Origin of the sequence: Labedaea rhizosphaerae, from assembly GCF_004362825.1 — a bacterium.
GTDB classification, from domain to species: Bacteria; Actinomycetota; Actinomycetes; order Mycobacteriales; family Pseudonocardiaceae; genus Labedaea; species Labedaea rhizosphaerae.
In genome coordinates, this window is the sequence record NZ_SNXZ01000001.1 from 1 (window position 1) to 14,266 (window position 14,266).

The 14,266-nt window shown below is 71.4% G+C and carries 10 protein-coding genes; 4 read left to right on the forward strand and 6 right to left on the reverse strand.

The window, feature by feature from the left end; all coding sequences use genetic code 11:
- Positions 1-438 precede the first annotated feature (438 nt).
- The 4 genes from EV186_RS00005 to EV186_RS00015 all read right to left on the reverse strand — a co-directional run bounded on the left by EV186_RS00005 (position 439) and on the right by EV186_RS00015 (position 7,204).
- Positions 439-3,840, reverse strand: a complete 3,402-nt coding sequence (locus EV186_RS00005) for an FkbM family methyltransferase (RefSeq protein WP_133847038.1) — start codon at positions 3,838-3,840, stop codon at positions 439-441.
- 35 nt (positions 3,841-3,875) lie between these two features.
- On the reverse strand, positions 3,876-5,192 hold the full coding sequence (locus tag EV186_RS00010) for an amidase family protein (RefSeq protein WP_166658963.1): 1,317 nt from the start codon (positions 5,190-5,192) through the stop codon (positions 3,876-3,878).
- An 11-nt stretch (positions 5,193-5,203) separates the two neighbouring features.
- A complete protein-coding gene (locus EV186_RS38665; protein WP_166658964.1) occupies positions 5,204-5,740 on the reverse strand; it encodes a hypothetical protein in 537 nt (178 codons plus the stop codon).
- Between the two features lie 120 nt (positions 5,741-5,860).
- A complete protein-coding gene (locus tag EV186_RS00015; protein WP_133847040.1) occupies positions 5,861-7,204 on the reverse strand; it encodes a glutamine synthetase family protein in 1,344 nt (447 codons plus the stop codon).
- A gap of 212 nt (positions 7,205-7,416) precedes the next feature.
- Here EV186_RS00015 and EV186_RS00020 point away from each other — a divergent pair, with 212 nt between their 5' ends.
- Complete coding sequence (locus EV186_RS00020) at positions 7,417-7,824, forward strand: hypothetical protein (protein WP_133847041.1); 408 nt, start codon at positions 7,417-7,419, stop codon at positions 7,822-7,824.
- Here the strand turns inward: EV186_RS00020 and EV186_RS00025 are convergent.
- Positions 7,814-9,115, reverse strand: a complete 1,302-nt coding sequence (locus EV186_RS00025) for an MFS transporter (protein ID WP_133847042.1) — start codon at positions 9,113-9,115, stop codon at positions 7,814-7,816. The two genes, EV186_RS00020 and EV186_RS00025, sit on opposite strands and share 11 nt — an antisense overlap.
- A 59-nt stretch (positions 9,116-9,174) precedes the next feature.
- Here EV186_RS00025 and EV186_RS00030 point away from each other — a divergent pair, with 59 nt between their 5' ends.
- The 3 genes from EV186_RS00030 to EV186_RS00040 are packed head-to-tail and all read left to right on the forward strand — an operon-like array spanning position 9,175 to position 12,384.
- Positions 9,175-10,137 (forward strand): GlxA family transcriptional regulator, encoded by a 963-nt coding sequence (locus tag EV186_RS00030; protein WP_243753734.1) that lies wholly within the window; start codon positions 9,175-9,177, stop codon positions 10,135-10,137.
- A gap of 37 nt (positions 10,138-10,174) precedes the next feature.
- Complete coding sequence (locus EV186_RS00035) at positions 10,175-10,855, forward strand: LppX_LprAFG lipoprotein (RefSeq protein WP_133847044.1); 681 nt, start codon at positions 10,175-10,177, stop codon at positions 10,853-10,855.
- Positions 10,855-12,384, forward strand: a complete 1,530-nt coding sequence (locus EV186_RS00040; RefSeq protein ID WP_133847045.1) for an MFS transporter — start codon at positions 10,855-10,857, stop codon at positions 12,382-12,384. Before EV186_RS00035 ends, EV186_RS00040 begins: the two co-directional genes overlap by 1 nt.
- A gap of 204 nt (positions 12,385-12,588) precedes the next feature.
- Here the strand turns inward: EV186_RS00040 and EV186_RS00045 are convergent, their stop codons facing one another.
- A complete protein-coding gene (locus tag EV186_RS00045) occupies positions 12,589-14,145 on the reverse strand; it encodes an alpha/beta hydrolase (RefSeq protein WP_133847046.1) in 1,557 nt (518 codons plus the stop codon).
- Between the last annotated feature and the right edge of the window lie 121 nt (positions 14,146-14,266).

The window sequence follows — 14,266 nt, forward strand, 5'->3', positions numbered from 1 at the left end:
CTCAAAGGAAACCCCTGACAGGGGGTTTCATACATAAGCTCTACTGGCTTAAGTTTATCGGCACACTGTTGAGTTCTCAAACAACACACGCGCAACCGGCTTTACCACTGATTAGTAGTCGTTCCGGGAGGCTTGAATTGCTTCAAGGTCTTGCTTTGTTCTGCTGGGAAGAACCCTACACCCTGTCGATTCCGGTGTTTCACCGGGGGTCAACCTTGGGGATCGAGATCCTCTTGGCAGCGCCGCTCTACGTTACTCGGTCCGGTTCGCGGTGTCAACCGCTGGGGCCCGAGTGAAGCTCGGTCCGTCCAGCTTAACACTGTGCGATTTCCGGTCTTCGTGCCGTCCTCGCCAGGCTCTTGCGTCCTGTTCCGTCCGGCGCTCCGTGCGACGAGGAGAAAGTTAGCGGGGTGGCGATCACGAAGTCAAATCGGCTGGTCAGCGGCCTGTACGCGGTCGCAGCCACAAAGTGGAGAGCTCCCCGGATCGCACGCCGGCGACCGCGTCGGCGACCTCCACGACCGCAGGCGAACCCACCGGGACGACCTCGTAACCGAGCCGCCCGACCTCGCCCAGAACCGCGTCCGGCGCATCCGGCGTCCCGCCGATCTCGCTGCTCAGCGGCCCCGCGAAGGTGCACAGCACGTGCGGGCGGTCCCGCCGCAGCAACCGCACGAGCCCGCCGAACGCCCGGTCCGCGCGCCCCGGCACATCGACCTTCACGACCGACAGCGGCAGCCCCCGCAGCACCCCGGACGACTCGAGCTCGCGGTCCAGCCGGACCGCCCTCGGACCGGATTCACTCGATGAGGTGGTCGTCACATCTTCCGGAGCGGCCGACACGGTGACCCCGCCACCCAGCGCGGGCGCGGTCGCCAACGGGGTCTCGCTGTCCCACGCGGCCGCACGCACCACCGCCAGCCGGTCCGCCACGGCGGCCGAGACGTTCGCGGACACGTTGTGCCGCACCAGGTTCGCCGCGACCGGGTCCGGTTCGACGGCCACCACGGCCCCGCTCGTGCCGAGCCGGGAGAGCACCCGCAGGCAGTGGTAGCCCACGTACGCGCCCACGTCGAGGAACACGCCCTCCGGTTCGATCAGCGAGTCGATGAGCTCGGCGAGCGCGGGTTCCCACACGCCGTTGCTGGACAGCACCGGCAGCATCATCGAGTCCTCGGCGGGCAACCGGATCAGGCCCGCGTCGCAGAGCACGAGCGCGGTCGGCGTGCCGATCTCGTCGAGCTCACCCTCGAGTTCCGCGGTCCGCTCGTGCGCTCGTACGACGACCCGCCGCAACGCGTCCGTGGCTTGAAGGGCCTGCGTCGCCGACCGGAGCTGGCCGGCCGTGTGCGCGTCCCGTTCGGCGAACCGCGCGCTCACGCCCTGCTCGACCGCGTCGATCCGCGACGTCGTCGCCGCCAGCGACGCCGTCAGCTGGTCCACCCGTTCGGACACCGCCGCCAGTTCGGCGTGCCGGGCGGCCGCTTCGTCGGCGATCGCCGTGGTCAACGCCGTCAGGTTGCGGTCGTGGGCGACCAGGTCGGCCCGCAACCGCAGCACGGCGTCCTCGCCGGCCTGCACGCGTTCGGACTGGTCGAGCTCGGTGCGCAACGCCTCGAGATCCACTGTGGACTTCTGGTTGACCGCCAGCTCGGCCGCGGTGCGCTCGACGCCGTCGAGCATCGTGTGCAACACCGTGCGCAGGTGCGCGTCGTAGTGGTTGAGCACGCGCAACACGGCCTTGCGCAGCGCGGGAGCCATCGGGATCTTGTGCCCGACAGCTACGTCGGGCTCCCGCAGCAACGCGTGCCGGGCCGCCCGCAGCGGCTGCAACGGGTCGCGCTCGGGCTCCGGTTCATCGGCGGCGTGCCGTTTGCGCCACGCGCGGTAGGCGCGCTCGACCCGCCCACGCAACACCTCACCCGCGGCGACCGGGCTGAACGCGGCCAGCACCCGGTCCCGCACCGCCCCGCCGAGCTTCGCCGCCGCGCCGTGGTCGCCGACCAGCTCACGCAGCACGTCGGGCAGTTCGCCCTCCCGCGCGACCACGGCGCTGTCGCTGCCGAGCAGGCCGGCGGCGACACCGTCGGCCCGCACGATCACTGGCACGCCGCGCACGGCCGCCGCCGCGAGGTCGAGCAGCACCGCGCCGCTACCTGGGCTTTCGTCCCGTTGCCAACACACCAGCCAGTCGGCGGCGAGCACGGCGTCGGTGTCGGGTGGGCCGTCGACCAGGCGCACGCGCGGGTCGTCGGCGGCGGCGAGCCGGGTGCGTTCGGCGGAATCGGGGTCGGGCGCGGGGGTCGCGTGCACGACCAGGCGCGCGTCGGTCCGGTCGGCGAAGGCCTCGCCGAACGCCTGCACGAGGGTGACCGCCCCGCCGTCGGCGCCGGCCGCGTGGTCGAGCAACGCGACGAAGACGGTTTCGTCGCCGAGCCCGAGGCGCTCACGCGCGCCGAGCCGGTCGCGGTCGTCGCGCTCCCCCGGGTCGTCGAGCGGGAACGGCAGCTGAGCCGGGGTCCACACCTCGTCGGCGCGGCTGCCCGGCTCCGGCTCGGTGCGCACCGCGACCAGGTAGCGGTCCACGCCCGCGAGCAGTTCGTCCACGCACAACACGACCGGGTAGATGGGCTGGTCGGCGTGCGGCAGCCCGGACGCGGCCACGGCCAGGCGCATCGACTCGGCGACCGGGCCCGACCCGAGCACCGCCACGCCCAGGTGGTCGTGCAGCTCGGTCGGTTCCTCGTACCGCACCGCAGCCAGCGGCAGCCGTCCGTCGGCGACGCCCTCGGTCGCGCACCAGCGGCGGTAGGCGGCGCGGTCGGCGCCGTTGAAGTCGGGGAACCGGCGGCGCAGCTCGGGGTCGTCGGCCCACAAGGCGTCTTGCCAACGCGCGCACAACCAGCGTTCGACGTCGGGCACCGGGCCCTCGGCGCGCAACTGGGCGCGCAGCGACGGCAGCACGACCGTGCCGTCCTCGCTCACCCCGAAGCGCCGGCCGTGACGCGGCGGCGACACGGGTGCGGTCAGTTCGTCGCGGTAGGTCTCGCACAACCCGTTGAGCAGCCGGTGCTCGGAGAGCAGCACCCGCGGCCGGTGCAGGTCACCGGTGTAGAGCCACGGCCGGGCCGGGTCGAAGCCGTCGAAGTGCACGGTGCGCAACGGCACGCCGCACGCGGACAACGCCCCGGCCGAGCCGGCCAGCGGGCGTTGCGCGGCATTCCAGTAGGACAGACCGATGCCGGGGTCGCGCAGCACGCGGTGCTCGACCATGGCCGGCGCGCCGTCGAGGAACGCACCCGCCTGGTCGGGGTCGCGCAGGGCGGCGTCGGCCCATTCCCGCAGGAACGGCTCGGCGCCCTCGGTCACCGCGAGGACCCCCGGTTCGTAGACGCCGGCCGCGTGCAGCTGGGCCGAGGTCGGCTGCCGCTCGTCGTCGGGCAGCGGGCGCAGGGTGCGGGGCACCACGACCAGGGAGGCCTCGTCGAGCGCGCGCGCGAACGGTTCGGTGAGGTCGCCGAGCACCATGCCGGACGCGCCGAGGTGCAGCACTGGTTTGCCGGTCGCCGACAGCAAAGCCAGCAACAGCCGGGGCAAGAACACCGAACACGCCTGGTCAGCGGTGATCGACGGGGCCAGCCGCGCCAGTTCGGCGTCGCCGATCCCGATCCGGCCGGGCGTCAGCACGTCCGGCGGCAACCCGGCGGGGTCGGCATCCACCAGCAAGGTCAGGAACCGGACCCCGGGATGGGCCGCCGCGAACGACTTGGCGAGCACCCTCGTCGCCGGGTATCGAGCGCAGGTGGCGACCGTGCACACCGTGAAAGACAACTCAGGCACGGGCAGAACCTAACGGCTCGACCGGCCCGCTGTGGTCACCCACACGAGTTCCAAACCCCTATGACGCCCCTCGCCTGCTCGAATGCCCCCGCAATCGACAGCAATGTCGCGTCGGTGCGCGGCCGGCCGAAGAACGTCACCCCCACTGGGAGCGCTCCCGAGCGGCCGGCGGGCACCGTGACGGCGGGGTAACCCGCGACGGCGGCGGGCGCGGCGGACTCGATGGCCAGTTCCGGCGCCGGGTGCGTGCCGAGCGGATCGGCCGGGTTCTCGGTCGGCGCGAGGATGGCGTCGAGCTTCGCGGCGGTCATGGGCTCGTCGATGCTGCGCCGGGCCAGTCCGGTCGCGGTTCGCCTGCGCCGCAGGTACTCCGGGTCGTCCGGTGGTGGCGCGTCGAGGGCCTTCTCGAACAGGTCCTGGCCGAACACGCTCAGCTCCACCGGATCCGCGCGGTTGAACGCGATCAGGTCGGCGAGGGTGTCCGGTGCGTCCGGGCGGGTGGCGAGGTAGCGGGGCAGCTGGTCGGCGAACTCGGTGAGCATGGCGGCGAACGCGTTGTCCAGGATCTCGTCCTGGTAGTTCAGGCCGAGCTCGACGACGGTCGCGCCGGCGTCGCTCAGCAACCGCACGGCGTTCTCCACCGCGGCGTCCAGCCCGGCGTCCACTCCAGACAGTCGCCAGACGCCGATCCGCTTGCCGGGCAGGATGTCGAGATCCAGCGACATCGACTGTCCACTGAGGACTTCCAACGCACGGGCCGCGTCGGCGACGGTGCGGGTGATGGGACCGACGCAGTCCTGCTCCGACGTGATGGGCACGACGCCGGTGGTGTCGACCAGGCCCAACGTGGGTTTGACCCCGACCACCCCGCACACCGCCGCCGGGCTGACGATCGAGCCGATCGTCTCGGTGCCCAGCGCGAGCGGCACCAGGCCGGCGGCGACCGCGGCCGCCGAGCCCGACGACGAACCGGACGGCGAATGGCCGTGCGCGAGGGGGTTGAGCGTCTGGCCGCCCGTCGCCGACCAGCCGTCGACGGACTCGGAGGACCGGAAGTTGGCCCACTCCGACAGGTTCGCCTTGCCGACGACGACGGCACCGGCCGCCCGCAGCCGGCGCACCACAGGCGCATCCGCGGGTGCGCACCCGGGCAGCGCGCGCGACCCGGCCGTCGTCGGCAGGTCCGCGGTGTCGATGTTGTCCTTCACCAGCACCGGAACGCCGTGCAGCGGACCGGCTTGCGGCGCCGGCAGCTCGGCGGCGAGCGTGATCACCGTGTGCAGCACGCGATCCAGCTCGGCGATGCGCTCGAGGCTCTGGTCGATCCGTTCGATCCCGTCGTGGGGCGCCACGGCAGTGCTCCTCACGTCGGGTCGGGCACCGGGTCCAGGTTGTCGACCACGGACTGGCCGCAGACCCGAGGCGCGCCGCCTTCGGGTCTGATCGCGAAGACCCACTGCACCCAGTTGTCGCCGTCCTGCACGCGGATGCCCACGCTCGCCTTCTCCAGCGGCTCGCCGTCCGTGCCGCCGAGCGCGCTCGAACCGCCGAGTTCGAAGGTGTCGACCTTGTCCACGGTGACGCCGGTGGGGCTGTGCAAGCCCAGCGGGGCGAGCTTGACCTGGTCGCGGAAGCTCGCGCACGCCAGGCGCCGGGCCGAGTCGAGGTCGTTGTTCTGCACGGCCGAGACGTAGTCGTAGCCGACCTGTTCGTACGGGCTCTTGGGCCGGACCGGCTGTCGGTTGGGCACTGCCGTGGGCCGCGCCGCCCGCGCGCTGCCACCGGTTCCGCCGGTTCCACCGGTGGCGTCGGGTCCCGCTGAGTCGTGATCACCGCCATTGCTCACCAGCACCACGACCAGCGCCACCACGGCGACCGCCAGCGCGACGGCGAGGCCCACGATCCACGCGGTCCTGCCCCCCGGCCCGCTGTGGCGGCGGTGGTGGTGGTGGCGGCGCGCCTTGCCAGCCGGCTGGGCCGGACGGGTAGGGCGCATACGGTTGCTGGCTCATCGCTTCCCTTACAGCACGGGCAACAACGTGCGCAGCTCGAACGGCGTGACCTCGCTGCGGTAGCCGTCCCACTCGACCCGCTTGTTGCGCAGGAAGAAATCGTAGACGTGCTCGCCGAGCGCCTCCGCGAGCAGTTCCGAGTTCTCCAGCTCGGCCAGCGCCTCGCCGAGGTTCTGCGGCAGGTTGTCGTAGCCGGCGGCGCGGCGCTCGCGGTCGGTCAGCGACCACACGTCGTCCTCGGCCGGCGGCGGCAGCTCATAGCCTTCCGCGATGCCCTTGAGCCCGGCGGCCAGCACGACCGCGTAGGCCAGGTACGGGTTGCACGCCGAGTCGAGGCTGCGCAGCTCCACCCGCCGCGACGACGCCTTGCCCGGTGAGTACATCGGCACCCGCACCAGCGCGGACCGGTTCGCGTGCCCCCAGCACACCGCCGTCGGGGCCTCGCCGCCGACGATCAGCCGCTTGTAGGAGTTGACCCACTGGTTGGTCACCGCGGAGATCTCACGGGCGTGCTTGAGCAGCCCGGCAACGAACGCCTTGCCGGTGCCGGAGAGTTCGTACGGGTCCTCGCTGTCGTAGAAGGCATTGCGGTCGCCCTCGAACAGGCTGAAGTGCGTGTGCATGCCGGAACCGGGCTGGCCGGAGAACGGCTTGGGCATGAAGGAGGCCCGCACGCCCTGGGTGAGCGCGACCTCCTTGATCACGTACCGGAACGTCATCACGTTGTCGGCCATGGTGAGCGCGTCGGCGTACCGCAGGTCGATCTCCTGCTGGCCGGGCGCGCCCTCGTGGTGGCTGAACTCCACGGAGATGCCCATCGCCTCGAGCGTCTCGATGGCGTGGCGGCGGAAGTGCGTCGCCGTGGCGTGGCTCGCCTGGTCGAAGTAGCCGCCGTTGTCCGCGGCCGTGGGCGGGGTCCCGTCCTGCGGCACGTCGCTGAGCAGGAAGAACTCGATCTCCGGGTGGACGTAGCAGGTGAAGCCCGCCTCGCTGGCCTTCGACAGCGTGCGGCGCAGCACGTGCCGCGGGTCCGCCCACGACGGGGCACCGTCGGGCATGGCGATGTCGCAGAACATGCGGGCCGAATACGGCTCGCCCTCAGGCGTCTCCCACGGCAGCACCTGGAACGTCGCCGGGTCGGGCTTGGCGACCATGTCCGACTCGTAGACCCGGGAGAAGCCCTCGATCGCCGAACCGTCGAAGCCGATGCCCTCGCTGAACGCGCCCTCGAGCTCGGCGGGCGCGACCGCGACGGACTTCAGGAAGCCCAGCACGTCGGTGAACCACAGCCGGACGAACCGGATGTCGCGCTCCTCGAGCGTGCGCAGGACGAACTCTTGCTGGCGATCCATGGGCGTGACTGTAATGGCGAATCGGCGTGTGATCAGGATCTGGTGCGGGCCGGACACATGGACGTAACACGAGCCGCCACCGGCCACCGCGCCCGGCTTCGCGTCGCTGTCGCGACCGGCTCGAATCCGAGGACCTCGAAGAGCGGCCGGGCATCTACCCCTACCCGGTGACCAGGACGTAACGATCACCCGTCGCGCACGACAAGGTGGTCGTGAATTCCTTGCCAGGCCGGGGCCGGACCATCGCGACCGCCTCCGTGGTGGTCGCGACCGCCCTGTGCGTCCTCATCTCCGTCGTCAGGGCCAACGGGGAATTGCTCGGTGGCGGGATCATCGTCCTGCTCGTGCTCTGGTTCGCGTACGACATCTGGTTGCGCCGGTACGGCGGCCATTCCACCGCACGGCAGTGGCCGAACTCGGTCATCTCGTTCGGCGCCGCCTTCGGGGTGACGTCGACCGCCTACTTCGGCACCGACCTGGCCATCGACATCCGTGGCGCGAACGTCAACACCACCATCGACGGCGTGGCCACGATGATCAGCGTGGTGATCCTCGCCCTCGCGGCCGGTGTGGAGCTCTACCGCAGGGAGCGTGACCGCACCCGCGCGGTCACGGGTTAGCCAGTGCGCGGGCTCGGGTGGTGCGGATGCTGATCGAGGCCACGGCCGCGATCCCGCACAGCCCGCCCGCCAGCACCCAGGCCAGGTCGTAGTTGCCCTGCGCGTCCCGCAACGCCCCGGCCGCCGTCGCCGCGATGGCCGCGCCGAGCTGGTGCGAGGCGAACACCCATCCGAACACGATGGGCGAGTCTGCGCCGAAGCGGTCCCGGCAGATGGCGACGGTCGGCGGCACGGTGGCGATCCAGTCCAGGCCGTAGAACAGGATGAACGCCCACATCGGCGGCTCGGTGGTCGGCGCGAGCAGGCTCGGCAGGAGCAGCAGCGCCACGCCACGCAGCGTGTAGTAGGTCAGCAGCAGGTAGCGCGGGTCGATCCGGTCGGTCAGGTACCCGGAGAAGATCGTGCCCGCCACGTCGAACACGCCGATCAACGCCAGCAGCGACGCCGCGACCGTCGTCGGCATGCCGTGGTCGTGGGCCGCGGGCACGAAGTGGGTGCCGACCAGACCGACCGTGGTGGCACCGCAGATCGCGAACCCGCCGGCCAGCAGCCAGAACGTCGGCGTTCGCGCGGCTTCCCGCAGGATCCGCACGGCGCGCGCGGCGCTGCTGCCCACCTGCGCGGTGCGCTTGACCTCGTCGGTGCCCGGCCCGGCGCCGTAAGCCGTGGTGCCGACGTCCGACGGGAAGTCCCGCATGGCCAGCAGGACCAGCGGAATCACGGCGACCGCGGCACACGCGACCACGACGGCGGGCACGCGCCAGCCGTGGTTCGTGGCGAGCGCGGCGACCAACGGCAGGAAGATCAGCTGACCGGTGGCGCCCGCGGCGGTCAGCACGCCGCTGACCAGGCCGCGGCGCGCGACGAACCAGCGCCCGGTGATGGTGGCGACGAACGCCATCGACATCGAACCGGTGCCGACGCCGACCAGCAGGCCCCAGCACAGCAGCAGCTGCCACGGCGCGGTCATGAACACCGTCAGCCCGCTGCCCGCGGCGATCAGCACCAGCGCGCCCGCCACGACCCGGCGGATGCCGAGGCGGTCCATCAACGCGGCCGCGAACGGCGAGATCAGCCCGAACAGCACCAGGTTGATCGACACGGCGGACGAGATCGTCGCGTGCGACCAGCCGAACTCGGCGTGCAGCGGGTCGATGAGCACGCTCGGCACCGAGCGGAAACCGGCGGCGCCGATCAGGGTCACGAAGCCGACGGCGGCGACGATCCAGGCCCGGTGCAGGCGCAGCCGGGGACGAACGCGATCTTCGAGCTGGGTCACGCGGGACAGCATCCTAAATCGGCGAACGGCGAACCAGTGGCCAGATTGTCAATATGTGTAAGAATCTGGCCATGCCCCCACACAAGGTCGCCGTGCTCGCCCTCGACGAGGTGATCGGCTACGACCTGGCCATCCCGCCGCAGATCCTGGGCGAGGCGCACGACGACGATGGCAATCCGCTCTACGACGTGCGGGTGTGCGGCTTGACCACGCAACCCCACCGCGTCTCCGCCGGCTACTGGATCACGCCCGACCACGGCCCGGAGGCGCTGGCCGACGCGGACAGCGTGATCATCCCCGGCACGAAGATCGTCGGCCCGCGCCGGGAAGGCACACTGCCCGACGACCTGCGTGCGGCGCTCGCGACCATCCCGCCGCACGCGCGGATCATGTCGATCTGCACCGGTGCGTTCGTGCTCGGCGCGGCCGGGATCCTCGACGACCGGCCCGCCACGACGCACTGGGCCTACATCGAGGAGTTCCGCGCGCTCTACCCGAAGGTGCACATCGACGAGTCCGTGCTGTTCGTCGACGACGGCGACGTGCTGACCGCGGCCGGGCTCTCCGCCGGCGTGGACCTGTGCCTGCACGTGGTCCGGCTCGACCACGGCAGCGACGTGGCCAACCGGGTCGCCCGCCACTGCGTCGTGCCGCCGTGGCGCGAGGGCGGGCAGTCGCAGTTCATCGAGCAGACCGTGCCCGACCCCGGCTCCGACGGCACCGCGCCGACCAGGGCGTGGGCGTTGCGCCGGCTCGGCGAGCCGCTGGACCTCGCCGCGATGGCCGAACACGCACGGATGAGCGTGCGCACGTTCTCCCGGCGGTTCCGCGCGGAGACCGGCCTGTCCCCCGGCGCGTGGCTGATCCGCGAACGCGTCCGGCATGCGCGGCACCTGCTGGAGAGCACCGACCTGCCGGTCGACCGGGTGGCCGAGACGGCCGGGCTGGGCAGCGCGGCGTCGCTGCGCCAGCACATGCGCGCCGAACTCGGCGTGGCCCCGACGGCCTACCGCCGGACGTTTAGGGGGAACTGAGGCTCGCTCTCAGCGCCGGACCCCTACGATGCCGGGCATGTCGTTGCGTCGTGGTCTCGCCGTCGTGCTCGCGTTGTTCGCGCTGGCCGGGTGCACATCGTCCCCGGACACCAGCGGGCCGCTGCCCGACGGCGCCGCGCTGCTCAAGCAGAGCTCCGAGGCGAGCAAGGCCATCACCAGCGCGCACTTCCAGCTGGTCATCAACGGCACGATCCCGGGCATCCCGATCCAGGGCGCCCAGGGCGACCTGACCAAGGAGGGCACCGCGCAGGGCTCGGCCAAGCTGCAGGAGTTCGGCCAGCTGCTCGAGGTCCAGTTCGTGCTCGTCGGCGGCGAGTTCTACGTCAAGGGCGTCACCGGCGGGTTCCAGAAGATGAACGGCATCACCAACATCTACGACCCCAGCGCGATCCTCGACCCGAACCGCGGCATCGCGAAGGTGCTCACGTCGATCACGCAGCCGAAGACCGAGGCCCGTGAGGAGATCAACGGCACCCAGACGTTCCGGGTCGCGGGCAAGGCGCCCAAGGACGCGGTGTCGGCGATCGTGCCGGTGCAGCAGGACGTCGACGTGAAGGTCTGGGTCCGTGAGGACAACAAGCAGCCGGTGCGCGCGTGGATCCAGCTGCCCGCGGACAAGCCGGGTGCGGGAGCGCCGACCGTCGAGATCACCTTGTCCGACATCAACAAGCCGGTGACGATCACCAAGCCCGCCTGATGGCCGTGGTGACCACGCTCGAGCCGCACACCGCGCGGCGGCGGCTGGCCATCGGCGCCGCCGGGCTCGCGGTGCTGCTCGGGGCGCTGGACACCTACGTGGTGCTCAGCGTCATCAAGCAGATCATGGACGCGATGCAGGTCCCGGTGAACGACCTGCAACGCGTCACCCCCGTCGTCACCGGGTACCTGCTCGGCTACGTGGCCGCGATGCCGTTGCTCGGGCAGGCCTCCGACCGGTTCGGCCGCAAGCTCCTGCTCCAGGTCTGCCTGGCGTTGTTCATCGTCGGCTCGGTGCTCACGGCCATCTCGGGGACCATGCCGTCGCTGGTCACCGGCCGGGTCGTGCAAGGCGTGGCCAGTGGTGCGCTGCTGCCGGTGACGCTGGCGATGGTCGCCGACCTGTGGGCCGAGCAGCGCCGCTCGACCGTGCTCGGGTTCGTCGGCGCCGCCCAGGAGATGGGCAGCGTGCTCGGGCCGCTGTACGGGATCGCGATCGCCGCGATCGCCGGCTGGCGCGGGGTGTTCTGGGTGAACGTGCCGCTGGCGTTGCTGGCCATGGTCGCCGTGCAGCTCAGTGCGCCGCGCCGGTCGCCGACGACCGAACGCACCAGGATCGACGTCGTGGGCGGCGTGCTGCTCGCCATCGTGCTGGGCCTGGCCGTGGTCGGGCTCTACAACCCCGATCCCGAGCACGCCGTGTTGCCGCCGTGGGGCGTTCCGGTGCTGATCGGCGCGGCGGTCGCGCTGGTGGCGTTCCTGCTGTGGGAGTGGCGTGCGCCCACGAAGTTGATCGACCCGGCGAGCGTGCGGATGGGCACGTTCCTCGCCGCGCTCGGCGTGAGCGTCACCGCGGGTGCCGCGCTGATGATCACGCTCGTCGACGTGGACCTGTTCGGCCAGACCCTGCTCGGCCGCAACGACCAGGGCAGCGTGCTGCTGCTGGTGCGTTTCCTGGTCGCGTTGCCGATCGGCGCGGTGGCCGGCGGCTGGCTCGCGAGCCGGTTCGGCGAACGCTGGATCACCGTGGCCGGGATGCTGCTCGCCGCGATCGGGTTCTGGCTGATGTCCGGCTGGCCGGTGGACCCGCTGGTCGCCCGGCACGCGCTGGGCCCGATCTCCTTGCCGCGCCTGGACACCGACCTCGTCCTGACCGGTCTCGGGCTCGGCCTGGTGATCGCGCCGCTGTCGTCGTCGGTGCTGAAGGTGACCCCGGCCCGGCAGCACGGGGTCGCGTCCGCGGGCGTGGTGGTCGCCCGGATGACCGGGATGCTCGTCGGCGTGGCGTCGGTGACCGCGTGGGGCCTGCACCGCTTCCACGCCCTGACGGCGAACCTCCTGATGCCGCTGCCGCAACTGGGCGAGACCGAGAAGCAGTTCAACGCGCGGCTCGTGCCGTACAAGAACGCCCTGTTCGACGCGCTGCTCACCCAGTACCGCGGCGTCTTCGCGATCACCGCCGTGATCTGCCTGGTGGGCGCCGCGCTTGCTCTGCTCGTGCGTACGCGCAGCCCCCAAAGCACGGGCTGACAAGGCACCAGCCGACCGCAAAATTTCGCCGCCGTGCGCGAGGCCATCCCCAGCCCCCGCCCACCCAGGGGACTTCTTGGGGCCGAAGTGCGCCAGTTTATCGAGGTCAGGGCGGTTTCGGCGGAGCGCTCGGCAATCTGTGGACAACCCGCGGTCGCGAAGGGCGGGGTGTGGACAGGCGGTTGCCGGCGCGGGCAAACGGCGCTATGAGCAGCGGGTGCCTTCGGCGGGCATCTTGAGGTCGATCAGGTAGCTCGACGCGGCGTCGTCCACGCACTCGTTGCCCTGCAGGAACGCGGTGTGCTGGGTGCCCTGGAACGTCAACAGCCCGCCGTGCAACGCGTCCGCGAGGTCGACCCCCGACTGGTACGGCGTGGCCGGGTCGCCCGTGGTCGAGATGACCAGCACCGGCGCCAGCCCGGTCACCGCGGGCCGGTGCGGCACGCTGGTCGGCGGCACCGGCCAGAACGCGCACACGTCCAGCGCGGGCACCGGCGGCTGCGCCTCGTCGAGGAACGTGCCCTTCGCCGCCTCCGCGAGCTGCTCGGTCTCCTTCTGCACCTCGGCGCGGTCCTTGAGCTGTGGCTGGTCCACGCAGTTGATCGCGGTGAACGCGTCCTGCAGGTTCGAGTAGTGCCCGTCCTGCCCGCGCCCGAGGTAGGCGTCGGCGAGGATCATCAGCACCCGGCCCTGCCCCTGCGCGAGCTCCGTCAGCCCGGTGTTCAACGGCTCCCAGAGCTGGTTGGAGTACATCGCCTGGATGATCCCGGTGGCCGCGTCGGAGAAGGACAGCTGCCGGTCGCCGACCGCGACCGGGCGCGTCTTGAGCGGGTTCACCAGCTGTTCCAGCTTGGTCTGCGCGGCACCGGCGTCGTGCCCGAGCGCGCAGTCGGCGCGCGCGACGCACCACTTGATGAAGTCCTTGATCGCGCCGTCGAAGCCCTTGGCCTGGCCGATCTGCTCGTCGAGCTGATCGGCGTCGGGGTCGACCGCGCCGTCGAGCACCATGGCCCGCACCGACTGCGGGAACTGCTGGGCGTACTCGGTGCCGATCCGGGTGCCGTAGGAGAAGCCGAGGTAGGTCAGCTTCTGGTCGCCGAGCACCGACCGCATGACGTCCATGTCCCGCGCGACGTCGCGGGTGCCCACGGTGGCGAGCACGTCCGCGCCGGTGCGCTGGGTGCACTTGGCGGCGTAGTCCTTGTTCTCCGCCTCGATCTTCGCCACATCCGTGGTCGGCGGCTCGAGCCGTTGCCGGTCGGTCTCCTGGTCGGTCAGGCAGTGCACCTTCGGCGAGCTGACCCCGACCCCGCGCGGGTCGAAGCCGACGAGGTCGAAGCGCTTGAACACCTCGGCCTTCGAGTCGCTGGAGTAGAGCCCGGCCGCGGCCGACATGCCGGACGCCCCCGGCCCGCCCGGGTTGATCACCAGCGAGCCGACCTTGTGCTGCTGGTCGTCGGCGGGGCGGCGCAGCAGGCCGATGGTCGCGGCGGGACCGTCGGGCTTGGCGTAGTCCAGCGGGACGCGCATGGTGGCGCACTGCAGACCCCGGCCCGCGAACGCCTGGCGGCTCTCGTCGTCGGTGGCGAACTGCGGGCAGCCCGACCAGACCAGCGCCTGGGAGTAGAACTGCTCCAGCCCCGCGGGCACGGCTCCCGCCGGACCCGATCGCTGCACCTTGCCCGCCGTCGGCGTCCCCGTGACCACGGTCGAACAACCGGCGACGAGCACCAGACCGACAAGAATGATCCCCGCACGCATCCGCACAAAGCGATCCTCGCAGGCCACGGGCCGGTACGGCCGAGTGGGTTCACCGGCGTCGACGGGAAACGGGAAAATCCCGCCCGCCTCACACGGAACTCAACCCTTGGGCACCAACGTT